Origin of the sequence: Pseudoduganella sp. R-32, from assembly GCF_049913245.1 — a bacterium.
Classification (GTDB): Bacteria; Pseudomonadota; Gammaproteobacteria; order Burkholderiales; family Burkholderiaceae_D; genus Rugamonas.
In genome coordinates, this window is sequence record NZ_CP183987.1 from 6,327,725 (window position 1) to 6,348,704 (window position 20,980).

The window sequence follows — 20,980 nt, forward strand, 5'->3', positions numbered from 1 at the left end:
ATGGTGCCAATGAAAACACGCATTCTACCTTGGCTGGCCGTCGCAGCCGCCCTCTCCGCTCCAGCCGCCGGGCATGCCGCACGCCCCCTGACGGTGTACGCCGCCGGCGACATCGCCGACTGCCGCTACAACCGCGCCGCCGACTCCGGCGCCGCCGGAACCGCCGCCATCATCGCCAGGGGCGACCCCGAGGCCCTGATCCTCACCCTGGGCGACCATACTTACCCGAATGGCGCCCCGGCCGAATTCAGCGACTGCTACGCCCCTACCTGGGGCCAGTTCAAGGCGCGCACCCGGCCTACTCCCGGCAACCACGAATACACCAGCGGCAAGGCAGCAGGCTATTTCGACTACTTCGGCGAACTGGCCGGTCCTGCCGGACGCGGTTATTACAGTTTCGACAAGGGCGGCTGGCACTTCATTTCCCTGAACAGCGACCTGAAAACCGCCGAGCACCAGCGCCAGCTCCTGTGGCTCAAAGACGACCTGGCAGCCAGCAAGGCGCGTTGCGCCCTCGCCTACTGGCACGCGCCCATGTATAGTTCTGGCGGGCACACCCCGACCAGGAAGATGCAGGACGTCTGGCGCGCCCTGCATGCGGCAGGCGTCGAACTGGTGCTGTCCGGGCATGACCACGACTACGAGCGACTGGCGCCGATGGATGCAGACGCGCAGCCCGATCCGGCACGCGGCGTGCGCCAGTTCGTGGTCGGCACCGGCGGCGCCATGCTGACGCCCTTCCTCTGGCTCAATGAGCAGAGCGAGGCGCGCTCCAACTGGCGCACCGGCGTGCTGAAACTGGTATTGAAGGAAAACAGCTACGAATGGGAGTTCCTGCCGGTCCAGCCGAAGACGGCGCCGGAACGCCCGCAGCAGGAAGCCCGTGACAGCGGCACGGCCAACTGCCACTGATAACAGGAGCATCAATGCAAAACACGGTTCACTTCGTCCTGCAGGGCAAGGGCGGTATCGGCAAGACGTATGTATCGACCATCCTCGCGCAATGGCTGAAAGCCAAGAGCGAAGGCCCGCTGCGCTGCTACGACACCGACCAGGAAAACACCACCTTCTCGCGCTACAAGGCACTGGACGTGAAGCACGTGCCGGTGATGACCGAATCGCGCACCATCGACCCCAAGCGCTTCGACGCCCTGATGATCGACATCCTGGAAGAAGACGGCAACTGCGTGGTCGACAACGGCGCCAACACGTTCTCGCCGCTGATGGCCTACCTGATTGAGAACGACTGCTTCAACCTGCTGGAAGAATCGGGCCGCAAGGTGTACATCCACACCATCGTTGGCGGCGGCGACACGCTGCACGATACCGCGATGGGCTTCGTCACCACGGCCAAGTCGACCCAGGTGCCGCTGGTGCTGTGGGAGAACGAGCATTTCGGCCTGCTGCAATCGGCGTCCGGCAAATCCTTCCTCGAATCGCAGACCTACGCCGACAACTCGCAGCGCGTGCGCGGCCGCATTGTGCTGAGCGCGCGCAATGCGGACACCTTCGGCGCCGACGTGAAGAAGATGAACACCGGCCGCCTGACGGTGGACGAAGTGAAGGCCAGCGACAAATTCAATGTGATGGAAAAGCAGCGCATCAAGGTCGTGTTCCGCGACCTGTTCGAACAACTCGACCTGGTGAACTGGTAAATGGCCCTCGACCCGCAGAAACTACGCCTGCACGTGTTCGAAAAGACCGGCATCAAGGTAGATGTCGACGACCCGATCTTTGCCCTGGTGGCCTTGAACGAAGCGGTACTGGAAGAAGCGGTCGAGCGCCACCTGGCGCGCCTGGACGGCGCGCATGCCCCAGCGGCAATGCCAGGCGCCGCCTACGTCCCGCCCCCTGGCGCCCGCCCCATCCCCACCTCGCACGAGCCCTTCTCGCGCCGCGAACTGCGCCTGCTGGCAGCCGCCGCAGGGGTAGCAGTCCTGACCGCCGCCCTGGTGTTGATCGGCCAGGCCATGTTCAGCAAACCGGCCGGCATCCCGCCCGCCAAGCTCGAGCGCGCCCTGCAAACCCTCGACGCCAAGACCCGCACCGCCTTCGAAGCAGAACTAGCCAAATAAAAGTCGGGGTCAGGTCTGGCAATCCGCCACCAATTTCGCTATGCGAAATTGGTGGCGGATTGCCAGACCTGACCCCGACTTTCATGCTAACATGTGAATACCTATTCATTTGTTTGCTATGGCTATCTATTCTGACAACGATGCTTCCGTCGCGGAGCTGGCGGACCTGTTCCATTTGCTGGGGGATTCGACCCGGCTGCGCATTGTGCTGGCTTGCCTGGAGCAGCCGATCGCAGTCAGCGATATCGCGGGTTCGCTGCAACTGAGCTCTTCGCTGGTCAGCCACCACCTGCGCCTGCTGCGCGCCGCGCGTATCGTCAAGTCTGAGCGCCAGGGCAAACAAGTCTTCTATTCCACCGCTGATGCCCATATCAGCGGCGTCCTGCGCGATATGCTGGAACATATCGCCGAACCATCCAACGGTAACGAACAATGAGCGCCCATCATCATCACGGACATGGCCACGACCACGGCCATCATCACCACCATCACGGCGAAGTAGGCCACGGCCGCGCTTTTGCCATTGCGATCGCGCTCAACGCGGTGTTCGTTGTCATCGAGTTCTTCTACGGTTTCCTGGCCAATTCGACGGCGCTGATGGCCGACGCGGGCCATAACCTGTCGGACGTATTGAGCCTGATCCTTGCCTGGGGCGCGGCCATCCTGGCCAAGCGCGAGCCGTCCGGCCGCTATACCTATGGCCTGCGCAGCAGCTCCATCCTGGCTGCGCTGTTCAACGGCATGCTGCTGATGGCGGCCACCGGCGCGATCGCCTGGGGGGCTTTCCAGCGCTTGATGGAGCCTACGCCTGTGGCGGGGTTGACCGTGTCCGTGGTGGCCGGCATCGGTATTGCCGTCAACGGCATTTCGGCCTGGCTGTTCATGAAAGGCAGCAAGGACGACCTGAATATCCGCGGCGCCTACCTGCACCTGGCGGCCGATGCCGCCATCTCGCTGGGCGTGCTGATTGCGGGCCTGGTGGTCATGTACACCGGCTGGGCGTGGATCGACCCTGCCGTGTCGCTGGTGATCGTGGTGCTGATCATGAAGAGCACCTGGTCGTTGCTGCGCGAGGCGCTGGACATGACGCTGGGCGCAGTGCCCGGCAACATGGATGCCGGCGAAGTGGAAAAATTGCTGCTGGCCAGCCCTGGCGTGACCGGCGTGCACGACCTGCATATCTGGTCGATGAGCACCACCGATGTGGCGCTGACTTGCCACCTTGTCATGCCGGGCGGCTACCCGGGCGATATGGCCATCGACGACATTGCGCGCCAGTTGAAGGAGCAATTCGGCATCCACCATACGACATTGCAAACCGAGCAAGGTACCACCCAGCATGAGTGCTGCCTGCAAGGCCAGGGGCATGCGCTTGAGGACAAGCATGACCACGACCATGACCACGATCACCAGCACGATCACGATCACCACCATGGTCATGCGCATTAAGCCAAGAAGTCATACACAGCCTCTCCACGCCGTCCAAGTCCTGGGACCGTAAAATTGCCAGCTGGCATCATTAGTATGCCGGCAGGCTTATAAATCAAGCACTTACCGGAATCCGTCCAACGGGCACACAGCTTGCTGTTGTCCCGGGACCCCGCCACACACGCGGGGACCTACACAACGGAGACCGGAATGCAAAAGAAGCGCCCCCTTACCCTCTACATCCTGTTCGCGATGCTGCTTGGCATCGCCGTCGGCTACGCCTGTCACACGGTATTCCCTGACAAGAAACTCACCGCCGACATTTCGGCCCACATCTCGCTGGTGACCGACATCTTCCTGCGCCTGATCAAGATGATCATTGCGCTGCTGGTGTTCTCGACCCTGACCGTCGGCATCGCCAACCTGAGCGACGGCAAGGCCGCCGGCCGCATCGGCGCCAAGGCTTTCGCCTGGTTCATCGTCGCTTCGCTGGTCTCCCTGGCGCTCGGCATGCTGCTGTCGAATGTGATGCAGCTCGGGACCAACCTGGGCCTGCCGCTGCCCGCCATCGACGCGAGCACGGGCCTGAAAACCTCGGCCTTCACGCTGAAGGATTTCATCACCCACGTGGTGCCGAAGTCGCCGATCGAGGCCATGGCCAATAACGAGATCCTGCAAGTGCTGGTGTTCTCGATCTTTTTCGGCTCCGCGCTGGGCGCGCTGGGCGAATCCGGCAAGCGCCTGCTGGACGTGGTCGACGAGTTGGCACAGGTGATGTTGCGCATTACCGGCACCATCATGGGCCTGGCCCCGCTGGCGGTGTTTGCCGCCATGGCTTCGGTGGTCACCACCAATGGCCTCGGCATCCTTGCCACCTTTGCCAAGTTCATGGGCGGCTTCTACTTCGGCCTGTTCTGCCTGTGGGCACTGCTGATCGGCGCCGGCTTCGCCGTGCTGGGCCCGCGCGTCCTGCGTTTGGTCGGCCTGATCCGCGAACCGTTCCTGCTGGCCTTCTCCACCGCCAGCTCGGAAGCGGCCTATCCCAAACTGCTGGTCGCGCTGGACAAGTTCGGCGTGCAGCGCCGCATCTCCAGCTTCGTGCTGCCAATGGGTTATTCCTTCAACCTGGACGGCTCGATGATGTACTGCACCTTCGCCGTGCTGTTCATCGCCCAGGCTTATGGCATCGACCTGTCGCTGGGCACCCAGGTCACCATGCTGCTGCTGTTGATGCTGACCTCGAAAGGCATGGCCGGCGTGCCGCGTGCTTCGCTGGTGGTGATCGCCGCCACCCTGACCCAATTCCACATCCCTGAAGCCGGCCTGCTGCTGTTGATGGGCGTGGACCAGTTCCTCGACATGGGCCGCTCGGCCACCAACGCCGTCGGCAACGCCATCGCCACCGCCGTCGTGGCGAAGTGGGAAGGCGCGCTCGGCGAAGAAGAACAAGCGGACGAACACAGCTACATTCGCGCCGCATAAGAACAACAACCTCAGGAGAACACCAATGAAATACACTGCCACCACCCTGCTGGCCCTGGCCTGCTGCAGCGCGCACGCGCAACCTTCCGTCCAAGTCTATGGCGTTGCCGATGCCGGCATCGTGCTCGAACGCGGCGGCGCCGCCGGCAACACCTCCAATGTGAGCAGCGGCATCGCCTCCGGCTCGCGCATTGGATTCAAGGGCACCGAAGACCTGGGCAATGGCCTGTCGGCCGGCTTCGTCATCGAGAGCGGCTTCGCCATGGATACCGGCGCTTCCGGCCAGGGCGGCCTGACTTTCGGCCGCCAGTCCTACGTCTCGCTGGCCAGCCCGCTGGGCACCATCAGCGCCGGCCGCCAGTACTCGCCGTACTACAAGGCCTTGCGCGACATCGCCGATCCTTTCGCAGACGGCCTGGCCGGCCAAGCTGCCAACCTGATGGTACCGAACCGCCGCATGGACAACTCGCTGCGCTACGCCTCGCCCAAGCTGGCCGGCTTCTCGACCGAGCTGGCTTACAGCGCGGGCGAAGTGGCCGACGACAATACCCGCAAGCGCGCGCTGAGCGGCGCCCTGAATTACGACGAAGGCCCGCTGGCGCTGTCGCTGTCGCACTTCCGCCGCGAGAGCGCCAGCGCCGGCCTGCATGCCTATAACACCCTGCTGGCGGCGCGCTATAAGGTCGGCAACTACCAGCTGCACGCGGGCTATGCCTTCAACCGGGGCATGGGCACCGTGGGCGGCGGCGGCAGCAGCACGCTGTCGAACGGCACCAGCAGCCCAACGGGCACCGTGACCAGCGCCACCAGCGTCATCACCGCCGGCACCATCGGCGTTCCCGGCGCATCCAGCCGCGACGTGGTGCTGGGCCTGTGCGCCACCTTCGGCCCGCACAGCTTTGCCGGCTCGGTCGTGCAGCACATGGACCGCAGCGCGGCCAACCAGGATGCGCGCCAATACGGCATCGCCTACCTGTACGGCCTGTCCAAGCGTACCGACCTGTACGCCGCCTACGGCCGCATCAATGGCCACAACGGCGCCCCTTTCACCGTCGGCAACGCCACCGACGACGGCAAGGGCCAGCGCGCCTTTAACCTGGGGTTGCGCCATCAACTGTAACTGAGGTTTGCTATAGTTGGCTGTAATGCCAGTCCAGCCCAACATCACCGCAATGCCCCAGGCGCAACCGCGTCCGACGCAACACGTCCGTACTTTGCTGGGCCTGGTGCTGCTGGCAGGCCTGGCCCTGCCCTACCTGGCCTACTGGTGGGCCGACAGCGCAACGACCGAGCGCCTGCGTGAAGCGGGCGCGCAAAGGCTGGAGGTGTATGCCACCAGCCTGGAAAACCTGCTCGACAAGTACGACCTGATCCCGCGCATGCTGGAGCTGGACAAGGACGTGGTCCAGCTGCTGGAACATCCCGGCGACGAGGATGTGCGCAACAGTGTCAACGAATACCTGGAAGGCTTGAACAAGAAGGCCGAGTCCAGCAATATCTACATCGTCAACCTGCAGGGCCGCACCCAGGCCGCCAGCAACTGGCGCCAGAAGGACAGCTTCATCGGCGACGACGTCAATTTCCGGCCCTACATCCGCAATGCCCTGCGCGGCCGCCCTGGCGGCTTCTACGGGGTCGGCACCACCAGCCTGGAGCCGGGCTATTTCTACGCCCACGGCATCTACAAGGACGGCCGCATGCTGGGCGTGGCGGCCATCAAGGTCAGCATCGAGAACCAGCAGCGCAGCTGGACGCAGGGCAGCGACAAGGTGGCCCTGGTGGACCCGAATGGCGTAATCTTCCTCAGCTCGGACCCGGAGTGGAAGTTCAAGGCCCTGCGGCCCCTGTCGGCAAACGTACGCGCCGAACTCGAACAGACGCGCCAGTATTTCGCGCAAGCGCTGCCGCCGCTGACGCTGAAGCATGACGAAGCGCTGGCCAATGGCGACCGCCTGCTCGTGATCCGCAACAGCAATGCACCGGGTGCAGCGTCGACGCCCCTGATGCTGGCGCAGACACGCTCCCTGGCGCCGCGCGACTGGACCTTCATCTACATGTCCGACCTGAACGCGGCGCGCGGCAATGCCAGCCTCGCCTTCCTGTTCGCGCTGCTGGCCTATGGCTTCCTCATCCTGCTGTTCCTGTACTGGCGCCAGCGCCTGCGCGCCAAGGAAGAGCTGGAACGCATGGTGGCCGAGCGTACCGCCAGCCTGGCGCGCATGACGCAGGACTTGAGCAAGGAAGTCGATGTGCGGCGCCAGGCCGAGCAGCAGCTGCAGATCACGCAGAACGAGCTGTTCCAGGCGGGCAAGCTGGCGGTGCTGGGGCAGATGTCGGCCAGCATCACGCACGAGCTGAACCAGCCGCTGACCGCGCTGCGCACTATGTCCGACAACGCCGTGCTGCTGTTTGAGCGCGGCCGCATGGACGATGTGCGCAACAACCTGAAAACCATTTCGCAGGTGGTGGCACGCATGGGCACCATCACCGGCAAGCTGAAGGGCTTCGCCCGCAAGTCGAATGCGGAACTGGGCCCGGTGTCGATCCATACCTCGATTTCGAACGCCCTGGTGCTGGTGGAGCGCCGCATCCAGCTCGACAAGGTCACCTTCCAGCTGCGCATCGACAAGGCCGATATCTATGCGCTGTGCGACAGCAACCGGCTGGAACAGGTGCTGCTCAACCTGATGACCAATGCCCTGGATTCGATGGCCGGCTGCGCGGTGCGCGAGCTGGTGCTGGAGGTGAGCAGCAAGCCAGGCCGGGTCCTGATCCGCGTGGCCGACAGCGGCCCGGGTCTCAGCGACGAAGCGCGCGAGCGGCTGTTCGAGCCGTTCTACACCTCCAAGCCGCAAGGCGAAGGCCTGGGACTGGGGCTGGCAATTTCAGAACAAATCATCCGCGATTTCGGCGGAAGCTTAAGAGCGGAACAGGCCAGTACCGGCGCCTGCTTCGTGATCGAATTAAAAGAAGCGCAGGAGACGTAATGAACAACATACAAGTGCTACTGGTCGAAGATGACCCGACCGTACGCGCTGGCAGTGAACAGGCACTGGAGCTGGCCGATTTCTCGGTGAGCAGCTTCGAAAGCGCCGAACCGGCAGCCCAGCTGCTGCAAGCGAACAGCCCGGTGGTACTGGTGAGCGATGTACGCCTGCCCGGCATGAGCGGGCTGGAATTGCTGGAAGCGGCGCGCGCCATCGACCCCGAACTGCCGGTCATCCTGGTCACCGGCCATGGCGACATTTCGATGGCGGTGCAAGCCATGCACGACGGCGCTTACGACTTCCTGGAAAAGCCCTACTCTTCGGAGCAACTGGCCGACGTGGTACGCCGCGCCGTCGACAAGCGGCGCCTGCAGCTGGAAGTTCGCGCGCTGCGCCAGAAGCTCGAGCATAGCGAAGGCATCGAGGCCTGCTTGCTGGGCAATACGCCCGCCATGCAAGCCTTGCGCCAGGTGATCCTGGACGTCGCCGGACAGCCGGCCGATGTGCTGATCTATGGCGAAACCGGCACCGGCAAGGAACTGGTGGCACGTTGCCTGCACCAGTTCAGCGAGCGCGGCAGGCATCACTACGTGCCGGTCAACTGCGGCGCCATCCCCGAGACGATTTTCGAGAGCGAACTGTTCGGCCACGAGCAAGGCGCCTTCACCGGCGCTGCCAAGCGCCAGGTCGGCAAGATCGAGCACGCCGACCACGGCACGCTGTTCCTGGACGAAATTGAAAGCCTGCCGCTGGCGATGCAGGTCAAGCTGCTGCGCGTGCTGCAGGAGCGCTCGATCCAGCGCCTGGGATCGAACGCCCCGGTAGCGCTGGATATACGTGTCATTGCCGCCTCAAAAGAAGACCTGAAGGAGTTTTCCGACCAGGGCAAGTTCCGCAGCGACCTGTATTACCGCCTGAACCTGATCGTGCTGCACATCCCGCCGCTGCGCGAGCGCCGCGAAGACATTCCGCTGTTGTTCGAGCATTTCATGATGGATGCGGCAGCACGTTACAAGCGTCCCTGCCCGGTCGTACCGCCCGCGCAGATGCAGCAGCTGATGGCGCAGGACTGGCCCGGCAATGTGCGCGAGCTGCGCAATGCGGCCGATCGTTTCGTGCTGGGGTTGTCGGCCTCGACGGAGAGCGCAGCGCCTGCTTCGCTGGCGGACCAGGTCGGCGCTTTCGAGCGCATGCTGATCGAGCAGGCGCTGCGCGCGGCCGGCGGCAACGTCGCCACCGCCTGTACCTCGCTGAGCCTGCCGAAACAGACCATGTACCACAAGATGCAGAAGTACGGCCTGGCGGCCGAGGACTACCGCTGAGTTATTTGACGTCCACCAGCTCGACGTCGAAGATCAGGGCCGAGTTGGCAGGAATGCCCGGCATGGAGCGCGAGCCATAAGCCAGTTCCGCCGGGATGATCAGGGTGCGCTTGCCGCCCACCTTCATGCCGACGATGCCCTGGTCCCAGCCCTTGATCACTTTGCCGGTGCCCAGCTTGAAGTCCAGCGGCTCGCCGCGCGGGATCGAGCTGTCGAACTGGCGGCCGCGCTGGTTCTTGGCCAGCGGACGATACAGCCAGCCGGTGTAGTGCATGAAAACGGTGTTGCCGACATTGGCTTCGGCGCCCTTGCCGATCTTGTGATCGGTGACGATCAGTTGCTCTGCGGCTGGACCCGGCTGGGCCGAACCCGGCACGACCGGTCCTGGCTGGGCCGACGCCGCGGCTTCGGCTTGCGCCGCTGGTGCGGCCGTCGCGGCTGGCTGCGCCGGGGCAGGTTCTTGGGTAGGCTGCTGTGCCTGCGCCAGGCCGGCGGCGCACAGGAATGCGAACAGGATCGAAGTGCGTTTCATGTATATTCGTTAAGTGGTTTTAAAGCGGCTGCCATGATAGCAAAACAAGCTGTGCACAAATTGTTTTTTGCGCTCTGGCCGGACGAGGATGTTCGCCAGGCTTTGCTGCGCCTGCAACAGCCGGTGCACGGGAGGCTGATTCCGCCCGAAAAACTGCACCTGACCATGGCATTTCTTGGCCAGCAGCCGGCGGAAGCCTTGCCTGTCTTGCTCGACATCCTGCATGCAACGCATGTGCCGCCGTTGCAGTTGACCGTTGATTGTTATGGCTACTTCAAGCGGCCGCAAATTGCCTGGGCGGGGATGAGTGCTGTGCCTGCCGGGCTGCTGGCCGCACAGGGGGAACTGATGGCGCGGCTGGAGGCGGCGGGGTTCAGCGCCGCGACGCATGGGGAATTCAAGCCGCATATCACGCTGGCGCGCGAGGCGAAGGAGGCTCCTGCGGATTTCAGCGGGGTGCCGGTGGCGTGGGATGTGCGGGGACTGGCGCTGGTGGAGTCGATGCCGGATGGGCGGTATTTGCCGTTCGCCCAAAACCGGTAAACCGATGTCTGACCCGCAGGGTCAGACACCGGGCTGCTGCGGCCGCGAGTCAGGTGTCTGACCCTGCGGGTCAGACACCGGTTTACCGGTTTCAGCCTGCTCAGCCAACTTGCGCAGCAAATGCCCCGCCGCCACCATCCCAAACGTCGCGGTCACAACCATCGCCGAGCCAAAGCCAGCGCAATTAATGCCCGTCAGTCCCGGCTTCGCCGCCTTCTCATCGCCATCGACAGTGCAAGCCTCCCCCGTCTCAGGAAACTTCAAAGGCTCCATCGAAAACACCGCATCGACCCCCAGCTTGTTCTTGGAATTCGGCGGATAGTTGTACTGGCTGCGCAAACGCCGCCGCACCTTCTTCAGCAAGGGCTCCTGCTCAGTCTTGGACAAATCGCGCACCTCGATCCGGGTCGGATCGGTCTGTCCTCCCGCACTGCCAATCACGATCAGCGGAATCTGCTTGCTGCGGCAATAGTGAATCAGCGCCGTTTTCGATTTGGCCGAATCAATTGCATCCACGACATAGTCGAATTGCTGCGCCCCCACCATCTCATCCAGGTTATCCGGCGTGATGAAATCCTCCACCTGCACCACTTCGCAGAATGGATTGATCTGGGCAATGCGCTCCGCCAGCGCGGTGATCTTGGCCATCCCGATCGTACCGGACAAGGCCTGGATCTGGCGATTGATATTCGACTCGGCCACATTGTCGAGGTCAATCAGGGTCAGCTTGCCAATGGCAGAGCGCGCCAGCGCCTCCACAATCCACGAGCCCACGCCGCCCACGCCAATGACGCAGACATGTGCGCCACGGAAACGTGCGAGCGCTTTTTCGCCATACAAGCGGGCGATGCCGCCAAAACGGCGGTCAAAATCGATATCTTCCAGAACTGGATCAACTATTTGCGGGGAATTCATCCCGTCATTTTACCGGACCCGGGCTACAATGTTTTCTCTTGCCAAGTTCACCAGACCTGCACCATGAGTAACTCCTTGATCGATACCGCCCCCGGCTATGAGCAGCCGATCGCTGTCCTGAAACACTGCCACGACAAGATCCGCAAGCAATTGCAAACCTTGCAAAACCTGCTGAGCCACCTGCCGCAGCACGGCGCCGATGCCGCCGCCCAGCAGGCCGCCCAGGCCGTGCAAAAGTACTTCAACAAGGCTGCCCACCTGCACCACGCCGACGAGGAAAACGACCTCTTTCCCCTGTTGACGGCGGCGGCGCAAGGCGACGATTCGGCCCTGCTGGCCGAGCTGGGCCCGCAGATCCTCGCTCAGCACAAGCAGATGGACCAGGACTGGGCTATACTCGATTCGCAACTTGATAAGATTGCCAACGGTTCCAGCGCAGCCTTGAATGCCGCCGACGTAGAACGCTTCGTGCAAGCCTATACCTCGCATATGGAAACCGAAGAGGCGCACATCGCGCCCATGGCCAAACGGATACTCAGTCCCGCCCAGATGACCATCCTGGGCGAGGCCATGCAGCAGCGCCGCGGCATCCTGCCGGCGGCCATCGCCGGCGGAATCGCCCTGGCGGACCTGCGCATGGATTATGGCCGCGCCAGCCTGTCGGAAGCCGACACCCTGGCCGACCCGATTGCGCAGTTTGCCAAGTGGTTCAATGAAGCCATGAAGGCGCAGGTGAACGAGCCCAACGCCATGAGCGTGGCCACGGTCGGCAAGAATGGCCGCCCGAGTTCGCGCATCGTGCTGATCAAGCAATACGATGAGCGCGGCTTCACCTGGTACACCAATTACCAGAGCCAGAAAGGCCAGCAGCTCGCGGAGAATCCGCACGCGGCAATCCTGTTCTTCTGGCCCGAGCTTGAACGCCAGGTCAGGATCGAAGGCCGGGTCGAGAAAACCTCCGCCGAAGAGAGCGACAAGTACTTTTACAGCCGCCCGGTGAAGAGCCAGCTGGGGGCCATTGCTTCCCAGCAGAGCCGGCCGATCGCCAGCCGCGAAGCAATGGAAGAGAGTTATGCCGCCGTCGAGGCGGCCAGCGGCGGGCAGCCGCATCGGCCCGAGCACTGGGGCGGTTACCGCCTGGTCCCGGACCGCGTCGAGTTCTGGCAAGGGCGCGCCTCGCGCTTCCACGACAGGATAGTCTATGACTTGCAGGACGGTAGCTGGAAAAAGGAACGCATCCAGCCCTGATCCGTCCTTTCACAGGGAAGGGGCAGGCGCATGTTTGTACAAAACCGCATCAACAGCTGGATCAGCAGCATTGCCCCGCAAGTCGCCCTGCCCCTGAGGATCGAGCTGTGGAATGGCCGCAGCTTCGACTTCTCGCAAGAAGCGCCGCGCGTGACGATCCGCGTCCCCAGCCCAGCCGCGGCGCGCTACCTGCTCAAGCCCTCGCTCTCCAGCCTGGGCACCGCCTATGTCGAAGGCGCCATCGAAGTGACCGGACGCGCCGTCGACATGATCAAGGTGGTCAACGCCCTCGCCCGCAGCTCGCTGAATGACAGCAGCAGCCTGGCTCGCATCGCGCGCAGCTTCCACCACAACCGCAAGGGCGATGCGGAAGCGATCCGCTACCACTACGACGTCTCCAACGAGTTCTACCAGCAGTTCCTCGATCCGAACATGGTGTATTCCTGCGCCTACTTCGAAAATGGCGACGAGGACCTGGCTACCGCGCAGATCAAGAAGATCGACCATATCCTGGCCAAGATCCGCCTGCAGCCGGGACAGACGCTGCTCGATATCGGATGCGGCTGGGGCGCACTGGTGATCCGCGCCGCCCAGAAGTACGGCGCGCGCTGCACCGGCATCACGCTGAGCGAAAACCAGCATGCGCTGGCGCAGGAGCGTGTGCGCGCCGCCGGGCTGTCGGACCTGGTCGAGATTCGCTTGCAGGACTATCGCGACGTGCAAGGCAGCTTCGACCGCATCACCAGCGTCGGCATGTTCGAGCACGTGGGCATCAAACACCTTGTGGAGTACTTCGGGATTATCAACAGGCTGCTGGCCGACGATGGGCTGGTAATGAACCACGGGATTACGTCGACCGATCCGGATAACGGCGAGACACCGTATGGCGGAGGCGAGTTCATCGAGAAGTATGTCTTCCCGCACGGCGAGTTGGCCCACATCGGCCAAGTGCTGAAAGCCATGCAGCAAGGCCAGCTCGAGGCCTACGACGTGGAAAACCTGCGTCGCCACTACGCCCGCACCTGCGCCATCTGGACCGAGAACTTTGAAGAACACGAGGAGAAGGTGCGCGAACTGGCGGGCGACAAGCGCTTCCGCATCTGGCACGTCTACCTCGCCGGCTGCGCCTATGCCTTCGACCAGGACTGGATCAGTCTTTACCAGATCGTGTGCGGCAAGGCGGGGCGGCATCCTTCTTCGTTTCCCTGGTCGCGGCGTTACATCTACGACGACCACTGATCCCGGCTGGCCGGTTGCACTCGGTTGGCTGGCCAGGTTCCCCTGTAACTCGTTCAATTCCTGCTCTTTGGCCTTTCCGCGATAAACTACCGCCGTTTGTGCAAACTAATCGCAGCATTTTCACAAGTGTACCGGCACAAGAAGTTGCGTCTTACGCTATTAGACGTCATGATTGTAATTTTGAACATGCCAGTATGACGTCTTATGCACGTTGTTAGGTTTATCTGTACGCGCCCATGGCAAGGCACTGGAAAGAAAAACCAGATCCGAGCAAGCACCGCGACTTTATGCGGGATTCACTTCGACGCCTACGGCGCGCCTGCATTAACGCGTTAAGCCGGCACTAAACTTTATGGACATCCAAGAAGAACTTCGCAAGTCGGTAGCGTTGGCAGTTCGTCGATCAGCCGCGACGCTAAAGACAGATGGCCCGCTATTTGGATTCGCACTTGCGACCGATGACGATGTAAGAACTCTTTACCATGTCGCGTGTACCGTCGACTGGGTTCGGGAAAATGAGCTGTCCTACCCTGACATTGGTTTCATCTTTGTCGAGTGGCCTGATTCCGCGCACGATGATCTTTTCTCTCCCATAAGTTCACGCTTGGCTACCCTATCCAATCAAACATCCATCGAACATGCCGCTTGGTCTTCCGCTAGAGATCAAAGATTCAATGCATTGGTACTGGCCCTGAAGGACTGTCGGGACGCAGGAATATTTGATGAGGAAACACTACTGGTTGTGGGCAGCACCGATCCAAGCGAACACCTTCAGGCTCTTGAGATGCGGGCAGCAAAGTTACTCAATAGATCCAAAATCATTAGCGAGTATGCGAGAGCAATTGGGTCGCCCATGGGGTCAACTTAACAATGCATTCAAGCCGACGCCCTGCCTCCACGCTGCGCGCTTCGGCTGCCAGTTACTAGCGAGATACGCAATCACTTATGGATACTCCTTACATTTGCCCCCGCTGTCGCTCGAACCAGTTTGGAGCATTCGTGCAAGGTGGCAGCTATTTCACTCGTTGTTTGAATTGCGGTGATGGTGGGCCAGTGACTAGTTGGCTCGCGTTGTCCGCTCGGCTTACCAGTGAAATACGCGCCGTAGTGGTGGATGAAAATCTCAACGAAATTGAGGTGTTGGGCCAAGCTGCGGGACCGCAAATCAGTAAGGTAATTTCGGAAGCTGCCTACCAAGGGAAGCTGGTCCGTCTAATGAAACCGATGTGACGCAAGTGCCCGCCCCACCCGGCCCAACTGAAGATCCTTGGCGTCACGCCGCAACCTTCCGATCACAGCCTCAACATTCCATTGCCATGACAGCGTGCTAGAATTTTCCGCCAAATCGCAGCATAAGGCCTTGTTTCGGGAGAGTGATCGTGTTGTTGGAAATTGCCTTTGGTGACGCCTATGGCGCAGGTTTCGAATTCTGCAGCCGCGAGAAGATTGAGCGCCACAATAATCTGGCTTCCTATGTGTCCCACGAGTGCGGGATGGCGCCTGGCCGTTATACCGACGATACGCAAATGAGCATGGCAGTTGCGGAAGTCCTGCTGGCATCCACTGACTGGACCAGCGATGCTTTCGCCGACGCGTTTGTTCGCTGTTATAAGCGCGATCCCAGAATGGGTTACGCCAAAGGCCTGCAAAGCTTGCTGGACGACTGTGGCAGCGGCATCGAATTGCGGAAAAAGATCCATCCAAATAGTGCCCGCAATGGCGCTGCAATGCGTTCGGTCCCATTGGGGCTTATCCCAGACAAGCATCTGCTATTGGCGACAGCTCGCGAACAAGCTGTGGTCACTCACGATACGCCAGACGGTATTCTGTCATCACAAGTTGTGGCATTGATGGCGCATCATCTGGTGCATGGACGCGCCACCCTCGAGGACTTGCCACGCATGATCCGAACCGATACTGGGTTCGAGTTGAGAACAGATTGGGCCGGCAACGTCGAATGCGACGCCATCCAGACAGTGCATGCTATGAGTACCGCATTGCTCAGGAACAGGCGCATGTCCGACTTGATGCGCGACTGCGTGAATTTTGGTGGCGACGTCGATAGCGTGGCAGCCATTGCCATGGGGTTGGCATCGCTGACTGAGGAATATACGCCTGATGTTCCATCGCAATTGCGACTTGGCTTGGAATCCGGGAAGTATGGTTCAAATTTTTTGGCACAGCTGGATACGACTTTGGCTGCCCATTTCTCGCGATGAACTCCACCGCTCACCACATATCGCCACACGTCCAAGCCTTAAGCGCCGAACATGCGGCGCAATATCGCGCGCTTGTGTTGCACGGCTATGAGCAAGAGCCGGATGCTTTCACGGCTACGCCGGAAGAACGCGCTGGCTTGCCCTTGTCCTGGTGGGAGCAGCGCATCGGCGGCCCCGGCCAGGACATCATTGCTTTTGGCGCGTTCAACGATGCACAACTGATCGGCGTGGTGGCTGTGGAATTCTCAGTCCGGCCGAAGACCCGCCACAAGGCTCACTTGATTGGCATGTACGTGGAAAAGGTATGGCGCGGCAAGGGCCTCGGCCGCCAATTGGTGGATATCGCGCTCAACCAGGCCAGGCAGCGGCCTGGCGTGGCAGTCGTGACGCTGACCGCCACCGAGGGCAACGCCCCCGCCATCGCCCTCTATGAGGCAGCAGGCTTCCGCAGCTTCGGGATCGAGCCGATGGCAATACGAACCGCGATGGGATTTCGGGCAAAAGTTCACATGTGGCTCGCGCTATAGCGTTTACACTATCGGTTTCATGTAAACAATCAATTAGATCAATCAATACTCTTGCTTTAGCCTAAGGTTTCCCTGACAACAACAAGGAGAAACCGTGATGAGCAATCGCAAACTCGCCGTGCTGGCCATGCTGGCAGGCCTTCTTCCACTCTTCGAACCGCAGCTCGCCTACGCCGCCGACAAGGTAGCCGGCGGGCAGAACTGGTGGCCCGAGAAACTGGACCTCCAACCGCTACGCCAGCATTCCCCCGAATCCAATCCCTACGGCGCAAACTTCAACTACGCCAAAGAATTCCAGAGCCTCGACCTGAAGGCAGTCAAAAAAGACATCAACGCAGCCCTGACCAATTCCCAGCCCTGGTGGCCGGCAGACTACGGCAACTACGGTCCATTCTTCATCCGCATGGCATGGCACAGCGCCGGCACCTATCGCGTAGGCGATGGCCGCGGCGGTGCGGCCAGCGGCCAGCAGCGCTTCGAACCGCTGAATAGCTGGCCCGACAACGTCAGCCTGGACAAGGCGCGCCGCTTGCTGTGGCCAGTCAAACAGAAATACGGCCGCAAGATTTCCTGGGCCGACCTGATGGTCCTGGCCGGCAATGTGGCGATGGAAAACATGGGCTTCAAGACCATCGGTTTTGCCGGTGGGCGCACCGATGCCTGGGAAGCCGACAAGGTATTCTGGGGCGCCGAAAACAAATGGCTGGGCGCCGACCGCTTCAGCGGCAAGCGTGAGCTGAAAGGCGCGCTGGCCGCCACCCAGATGGGCCTGATCTACGTGAATCCTGAAGGCCCCGAAGGCAAGCCTGATCCGATCGCCGCCGCAGCCGATATTCGCCAGGCTTTCGGCCGCATGGCCATGGACGACGAGGAGATCGTCGCCCTGATCGCCGGCGGCCACACCTTCGGCAAGGCGCATGGCGCGCACAAGCCCGAAGAATGCGTGGGCGCAGATCCTGCTGGCGCCGCGCTGGAGCAGCAAGGGTTAGGCTGGCAGAACAAATGCGGCAAGGGTAATGCCGAGGATTCGGTGACCAGCGGACTGGAAGGCTCCTGGACCTCGAACCCTATTGCATTCACCACGCAATACCTGGACAACCTGTTTGCCTTCGACTGGGTGCAAAGCAAGAGCCCCGCCGGCGCCACGCAGTGGGTGCCAAGCACGCCGGATGCAGCGAACCTGACGCCGGATGCACACATCGCCGGCAAGCGCCACGCCCCGATCATGTTCACCACCGACTTGTCGCTGAAGGAAGACCCCGAGTTCCGCAAGATCGCCAAACGCTTCCAGCAAGATCCGAAGCTGTTTGCCGACGCCTTCGCCCGGGCATGGTTCAAGCTGACCCACCGCGACATGGGCCCAAGCGCCCGCTACATTGGCGCCGACGTACCGAAGCAGGCTTTCCTGTGGCAAGACCCGATTCCCGCGCCAAGCTATGCCGCCATCGGCAGCCAGGATGCGGCACAGCTGAAGGAGAAAATCCTGTCGTCCGGCCTGAGCACGCAGGATCTGGTCAAGACGGCGTGGGCCGCCGCTGCCAGCTACCGCGGCAGCGACAAGCGGGGCGGCATCAACAGCGCCCGCATCCGTCTCGCGCCGCAGAAGGATTGGGCGGTGAACGAACCTGAGCAACTGGCCAAGGTGCTGGCCAAGCTTGAAACCATCCAGGCCGATTTCAACAAGGCCCAGAAAGGCGGCAAGAAAGTCTCGCTGGCCGACCTGATTGTCCTCGGTGGCAATGCGGCAATCGAGAAGGCAGCGAAAGCGGGCGGCCATGCCGTGCAAGTCCCGTTCAAGCCGGGCCGCGCCGACGTGACCCAGGCGCAGACCGATGTCAAATCCTTCGCCGTGCTGGAGCCGAAAGCCGATGGCTTCCGCAACTACTATGACAGCGAGAGCAAGCTGTCGCCCGCAGAAGCACTGGTAGAAAAAGCCAACCTGCTCAACCTGACGGTGCCTGAAATGACGGTGCTGATAGGCGGCCTGCGCGCCCTCGATGCAAACTATGGCCACTCGGCCAATGGAGTGCTGACCAGCAAGCCGGGTACCCTGAACAACGACTTCTTCGTCAACCTGCTGGCCATGGACACCAAATGGAACAAGGCGCCCGGCGTGGACGGCCTGTACGAGGGCCGCGACCGCAGTAGCGGTGAACTGAAATGGAAGGCGACACCGGTGGACCTGGTGTTCGGTTCGAATTCGGAACTGCGCGCTGTGGCCGAAGTCTATGCTGCAAACGATAGTCGTGAAAAATTCGTCAGGGACTTCGTGGCCGCCTGGAACAAGGTCATGAACCTGGACCGCTTCGATTAAAGACCGCAGCCCTGTGGGGAGTGATTGAACAGAGCTCCCCGCAGGCATCCTCCGCCTGCTTACTGGCCTGCCGAACAGCACGCCGGAAACGCCGAGGTGACCAGTGCATAAGCGGCATGCTACCATTTGCAAAAAAGTTAATTTGAGCGTGAATCAATGTTCTGGAACCGCAACAAGAAACCCAAAGCCACTCCCGCCGAACCCAGGGAGCATCACTACGTCTTTGCCCACATCCTGGTGAGAGAAGTTTGCTCACAAGATCCGTTGCGCTTTTTTGCTTTGGTCGCTTCGCCCGAGCAGGAACATTTCGTCGGATGGCTGTGGGAAATGACTGCGAAGCAGGTTGGCAGGCCAATCACCGACTTCGACGCGCGTCAGTTGGCAGTAAGCACCTTCCGGATTCAGGATTCGCCAACCGTTCTGCTGAAGATGCCGGCTCCAATAGCGGCGGCAGAGGCCCACATGGTTGCAGTTGTCCTCACCGACTTCCCCAAAGACGAGGCGTCGGAAAGCAAAGGAGGCTTCCGCTATTTCACCCTTGAGCACGGCGTGAACCTGGACGACTCGACCAGGACCGTCTTCTGCGAATGGGATAATGAAGGCCACAAGAACTTTGGCGATGGACCTTCGCCAACCGTTGAAGCCTTCGCAGCTGCTATTGAAGCGAGACTTTGATCCTTGAGCAAGCGCTGGATAGGCTTCGGCTCTAGCGGAATGTACCGCGCAATTGAACTTCAACACGGGACGGAGCCCTCAGCCAATCTCGATGCCTACTGCGCGCTGAAGCCGTGATGAGCAACGCGTTATCTGAAAGATCAACATGAAGATGTATATTCTTGTTCGAGACGACATTCCGCTTGGCTTTGCCATGGTGGCAGTTGCGCACGCATCACTCGCGGGCTATCTGAAGTTTCAAGACTCTCCCGAAGTGAAGGAGTGGCTTTCTGGTCCGTTCTTCAAGGCCGTCTGCAAAGCCAATCCAAAGGAGTTCGAGAACGCCAAGCTCGTTCCGGACCACGTTGTCCTCACCGAATCTGCCCTTGGCAACCAGGAAGTCGCCATCGTTTTCAAGCCGCGCTCTGAATGGCCAAAGATGTTCAAGTTCCTGCGACTCTACCGTGCTTGACCCCTGCAGACCAAACGACGAGGCACGCACAATCGCCGTGCCACCACTGGAAAGCCCGACTTGAGAGAAGTAAAGCGAGGGCAGTTGTTGCTGCTGACGATATTTCTAATGTTGAACGGCCTCGACATCGTGCTGCTGCTTGGCCAGCTTTTTCACGGCAACGTTCAGCGCGCGTTACCTGTTTCGATCCGCTTAACGCTAACGCTTGTCTTGCTGTCCTATCTTTACAGGGGCTTCGTGAGGGCGCGCGTGGTTACCGGCGTGCTGCTTCTTGTCGCGACAATCTACGGCGCCGTTGCAGCGGCTTCGCTGCAGTCATGGGTCTTGTGGGCACTGCTTGCCTCGCATAGTTTCTCGCTGTATGTTGTATGCCTCTCGCCTTCAGTTCGAAAGTTCTTCGCAGCACAAAAAGCACAACGCACTCACATTCCGCAGGAAGTCCCTGCCAATGGCAATGAACGAAATTTACATCAGTACTGACGTCGAAACCGACGGACCGATTCCTGGCCCCCACTCGATGCTCAGCTTCGGATCCGCTGCATACACTGCGGATAAGAAACTCGTATCGACCTTCTCCGCCAACCTTGAGACATTGGAGGGCGCGGCGCCACACCCAGAAACCGCAAAATGGTGGGCAACGCAGCCGGACGCATGGGCGGCCTGCAGAAAGGACCTGCAGCCTCCAATGACTGCAATGCTCGCCTACGTGGAGTGGATTAAAGGGCTCAAGGGCAAGCCGGTATTCGTGGCATATCCGGCAGGCTTCGATTTTCTCTTTGTCTACTGGTACCTCATGCGTTTCGTCGGCGAAAGTCCTTTCAGCCATTCGGCCCTGGACATGAAGACTTATGCGATGGCGGTCCTCAAGACCGGATATCGCGAGAGCACAAAACGCAACATGCCAAAGGAATGGTTTGACAAGCTGCCGCACACACACGTGGCATTGGACGACGCAATTGAGCAAGGAGCGCTGTTCTGTAATATGTTGAAGTCCAACCTGCGCCAATCACGATAGTGCACGGC

22 protein-coding genes are annotated in these 20,980 nt (G+C 61.0%); 20 read left to right on the forward strand and 2 right to left on the reverse strand.

The window, feature by feature from the left end:
• Positions 1-9: 9 nt before the first annotated feature.
• From ACN9MU_RS29015 to ACN9MU_RS29055, 9 genes are all read left to right on the forward strand, one after another.
• Positions 10-912 carry a metallophosphoesterase family protein gene (locus ACN9MU_RS29015; RefSeq protein WP_426336487.1) on the forward strand — a complete coding sequence of 301 codons (903 nt, stop codon included), beginning with the start codon at positions 10-12 and terminating at the stop codon, positions 910-912.
• Between the two features lie 14 nt (positions 913-926).
• Complete coding sequence (locus tag ACN9MU_RS29020; protein WP_426165267.1) at positions 927-1,655, forward strand: hypothetical protein; 729 nt, start codon at positions 927-929, stop codon at positions 1,653-1,655.
• Entirely contained in the window at positions 1,656-2,075 is a 420-nt protein-coding gene (locus tag ACN9MU_RS29025) for a hypothetical protein (RefSeq protein ID WP_426165269.1), read from the forward strand.
• Between the two features lie 118 nt (positions 2,076-2,193).
• Positions 2,194-2,511: an ArsR/SmtB family transcription factor gene (locus ACN9MU_RS29030; protein ID WP_057261009.1), complete on the forward strand. Its 318-nt coding sequence runs from the start codon at positions 2,194-2,196 to the stop codon at positions 2,509-2,511.
• Positions 2,508-3,524 (forward strand): cation diffusion facilitator family transporter, encoded by a 1,017-nt coding sequence (locus tag ACN9MU_RS29035; protein ID WP_426343819.1) that lies wholly within the window; start codon positions 2,508-2,510, stop codon positions 3,522-3,524. Before ACN9MU_RS29030 ends, ACN9MU_RS29035 begins: the two co-directional genes overlap by 4 nt.
• Positions 3,525-3,713: 189 nt before the next feature.
• Positions 3,714-4,985: a dicarboxylate/amino acid:cation symporter gene (locus ACN9MU_RS29040; protein WP_426343820.1), complete on the forward strand. Its 1,272-nt coding sequence runs from the start codon at positions 3,714-3,716 to the stop codon at positions 4,983-4,985.
• A 25-nt stretch (positions 4,986-5,010) separates the two neighbouring features.
• The gene (locus ACN9MU_RS29045; protein WP_426343821.1) at positions 5,011-6,105 is read left to right on the forward strand and encodes a porin; all 1,095 of its coding nucleotides are present in this window, start codon (positions 5,011-5,013) and stop codon (positions 6,103-6,105) included.
• A 25-nt stretch (positions 6,106-6,130) separates the two neighbouring features.
• Positions 6,131-7,972, forward strand: coding sequence for a sensor histidine kinase (locus ACN9MU_RS29050; RefSeq protein ID WP_426319385.1), 1,842 nt, complete (start codon positions 6,131-6,133; stop codon positions 7,970-7,972).
• Positions 7,972-9,294 (forward strand): sigma-54-dependent transcriptional regulator, encoded by a 1,323-nt coding sequence (locus tag ACN9MU_RS29055; RefSeq protein WP_426343822.1) that lies wholly within the window; start codon positions 7,972-7,974, stop codon positions 9,292-9,294. The genes ACN9MU_RS29050 and ACN9MU_RS29055 overlap by 1 nt, the downstream gene beginning before the upstream one ends.
• A gap of 1 nt (position 9,295) precedes the next feature.
• Here ACN9MU_RS29055 and ACN9MU_RS29060 read toward each other — a convergent pair whose 3' ends face one another.
• A complete protein-coding gene (locus ACN9MU_RS29060) occupies positions 9,296-9,826 on the reverse strand; it encodes an FKBP-type peptidyl-prolyl cis-trans isomerase (RefSeq protein ID WP_426339893.1) in 531 nt (176 codons plus the stop codon).
• Positions 9,827-9,877: 51 nt separating this feature from the next.
• Here ACN9MU_RS29060 and thpR point away from each other — a divergent pair, with 51 nt between their 5' ends.
• Complete coding sequence (gene thpR, locus ACN9MU_RS29065; RefSeq protein WP_426343823.1) at positions 9,878-10,369, forward strand: RNA 2',3'-cyclic phosphodiesterase; 492 nt, start codon at positions 9,878-9,880, stop codon at positions 10,367-10,369.
• A gap of 21 nt (positions 10,370-10,390) precedes the next feature.
• On the opposite strand, the gene tcdA is transcribed toward thpR, so the two are convergent.
• Positions 10,391-11,284, reverse strand: a complete 894-nt coding sequence (gene tcdA / locus ACN9MU_RS29070; RefSeq protein ID WP_426165285.1) for a tRNA cyclic N6-threonylcarbamoyladenosine(37) synthase TcdA — start codon at positions 11,282-11,284, stop codon at positions 10,391-10,393.
• Positions 11,285-11,347: 63 nt separating this feature from the next.
• Here tcdA and pdxH point away from each other — a divergent pair, with 63 nt between their 5' ends.
• The 10 genes from pdxH (at position 11,348) to ACN9MU_RS29120 (ending at position 20,972) form a co-directional block, all read left to right on the forward strand.
• A complete protein-coding gene (gene pdxH, locus ACN9MU_RS29075) occupies positions 11,348-12,532 on the forward strand; it encodes a pyridoxamine 5'-phosphate oxidase (RefSeq protein ID WP_426319390.1) in 1,185 nt (394 codons plus the stop codon).
• A gap of 30 nt (positions 12,533-12,562) precedes the next feature.
• Positions 12,563-13,771: a class I SAM-dependent methyltransferase gene (locus tag ACN9MU_RS29080; protein ID WP_426343824.1), complete on the forward strand. Its 1,209-nt coding sequence runs from the start codon at positions 12,563-12,565 to the stop codon at positions 13,769-13,771.
• Between the two features lie 352 nt (positions 13,772-14,123).
• The gene (locus ACN9MU_RS29085) at positions 14,124-14,639 is read left to right on the forward strand and encodes a DUF4303 domain-containing protein (RefSeq protein ID WP_426319392.1); all 516 of its coding nucleotides are present in this window, start codon (positions 14,124-14,126) and stop codon (positions 14,637-14,639) included.
• Between the two features lie 511 nt (positions 14,640-15,150).
• Entirely contained in the window at positions 15,151-15,990 is an 840-nt protein-coding gene (locus ACN9MU_RS29090) for an ADP-ribosylglycohydrolase family protein (protein WP_426165293.1), read from the forward strand.
• Positions 15,987-16,517 (forward strand): GNAT family N-acetyltransferase, encoded by a 531-nt coding sequence (locus ACN9MU_RS29095; RefSeq protein ID WP_426165295.1) that lies wholly within the window; start codon positions 15,987-15,989, stop codon positions 16,515-16,517. Before ACN9MU_RS29090 ends, ACN9MU_RS29095 begins: the two co-directional genes overlap by 4 nt.
• Before the next feature lie 97 nt (positions 16,518-16,614).
• Positions 16,615-18,831: a catalase/peroxidase HPI gene (katG, locus tag ACN9MU_RS29100; RefSeq protein ID WP_426343825.1), complete on the forward strand. Its 2,217-nt coding sequence runs from the start codon at positions 16,615-16,617 to the stop codon at positions 18,829-18,831.
• A gap of 156 nt (positions 18,832-18,987) precedes the next feature.
• Complete coding sequence (locus ACN9MU_RS29105; RefSeq protein WP_426343826.1) at positions 18,988-19,506, forward strand: hypothetical protein; 519 nt, start codon at positions 18,988-18,990, stop codon at positions 19,504-19,506.
• A 145-nt stretch (positions 19,507-19,651) separates the two neighbouring features.
• Entirely contained in the window at positions 19,652-19,957 is a 306-nt protein-coding gene (locus ACN9MU_RS29110; RefSeq protein WP_426319397.1) for a hypothetical protein, read from the forward strand.
• Between the two features lie 108 nt (positions 19,958-20,065).
• A complete protein-coding gene (locus tag ACN9MU_RS29115; RefSeq protein WP_426343827.1) occupies positions 20,066-20,437 on the forward strand; it encodes a hypothetical protein in 372 nt (123 codons plus the stop codon).
• A complete protein-coding gene (locus ACN9MU_RS29120; protein ID WP_426172326.1) occupies positions 20,412-20,972 on the forward strand; it encodes an exonuclease in 561 nt (186 codons plus the stop codon). Before ACN9MU_RS29115 ends, ACN9MU_RS29120 begins: the two co-directional genes overlap by 26 nt.
• Positions 20,973-20,980: the final 8 nt, after the last annotated feature.

Bases quoted from the DNA above. Each gene is read 5' to 3' on its own strand.
- ACN9MU_RS29095 (WP_426165295.1), top strand. From the start codon at position 15,987: ATGAACTCCACCGCTCACCACATATCGCCACACGTCCAAGCCTTAAGC.
- ACN9MU_RS29110 (WP_426319397.1), top strand. From the start codon at position 19,652: ATGAAGATGTATATTCTTGTTCGAGACGACATTCCGCTTGGCTTTGCC.
- ACN9MU_RS29050 (WP_426319385.1), top strand. From the start codon at position 6,131: ATGCCAGTCCAGCCCAACATCACCGCAATGCCCCAGGCGCAACCGCGT.
- ACN9MU_RS29080 (WP_426343824.1), top strand. From the start codon at position 12,563: ATGTTTGTACAAAACCGCATCAACAGCTGGATCAGCAGCATTGCCCCG.
- pdxH (WP_426319390.1), top strand. From the start codon at position 11,348: ATGAGTAACTCCTTGATCGATACCGCCCCCGGCTATGAGCAGCCGATC.
- ACN9MU_RS29015 (WP_426336487.1), top strand. From the start codon at position 10: ATGAAAACACGCATTCTACCTTGGCTGGCCGTCGCAGCCGCCCTCTCC.
- ACN9MU_RS29105 (WP_426343826.1), top strand. From the start codon at position 18,988: ATGTTCTGGAACCGCAACAAGAAACCCAAAGCCACTCCCGCCGAACCC.
- ACN9MU_RS29025 (WP_426165269.1), top strand. From the start codon at position 1,656: ATGGCCCTCGACCCGCAGAAACTACGCCTGCACGTGTTCGAAAAGACC.
- ACN9MU_RS29085 (WP_426319392.1), top strand. From the start codon at position 14,124: ATGGACATCCAAGAAGAACTTCGCAAGTCGGTAGCGTTGGCAGTTCGT.
- ACN9MU_RS29020 (WP_426165267.1), top strand. From the start codon at position 927: ATGCAAAACACGGTTCACTTCGTCCTGCAGGGCAAGGGCGGTATCGGC.
- tcdA (WP_426165285.1), bottom strand. From the start codon at position 11,284: ATGAATTCCCCGCAAATAGTTGATCCAGTTCTGGAAGATATCGATTTT.
- ACN9MU_RS29055 (WP_426343822.1), top strand. From the start codon at position 7,972: ATGAACAACATACAAGTGCTACTGGTCGAAGATGACCCGACCGTACGC.
- ACN9MU_RS29035 (WP_426343819.1), top strand. From the start codon at position 2,508: ATGAGCGCCCATCATCATCACGGACATGGCCACGACCACGGCCATCAT.
- ACN9MU_RS29120 (WP_426172326.1), top strand. From the start codon at position 20,412: ATGAACGAAATTTACATCAGTACTGACGTCGAAACCGACGGACCGATT.
- ACN9MU_RS29045 (WP_426343821.1), top strand. From the start codon at position 5,011: ATGAAATACACTGCCACCACCCTGCTGGCCCTGGCCTGCTGCAGCGCG.
- ACN9MU_RS29040 (WP_426343820.1), top strand. From the start codon at position 3,714: ATGCAAAAGAAGCGCCCCCTTACCCTCTACATCCTGTTCGCGATGCTG.
- ACN9MU_RS29060 (WP_426339893.1), bottom strand. From the start codon at position 9,826: ATGAAACGCACTTCGATCCTGTTCGCATTCCTGTGCGCCGCCGGCCTG.
- ACN9MU_RS29115 (WP_426343827.1), top strand. From the start codon at position 20,066: ATGTTGAACGGCCTCGACATCGTGCTGCTGCTTGGCCAGCTTTTTCAC.
- ACN9MU_RS29030 (WP_057261009.1), top strand. From the start codon at position 2,194: ATGGCTATCTATTCTGACAACGATGCTTCCGTCGCGGAGCTGGCGGAC.
- katG (WP_426343825.1), top strand. From the start codon at position 16,615: ATGAGCAATCGCAAACTCGCCGTGCTGGCCATGCTGGCAGGCCTTCTT.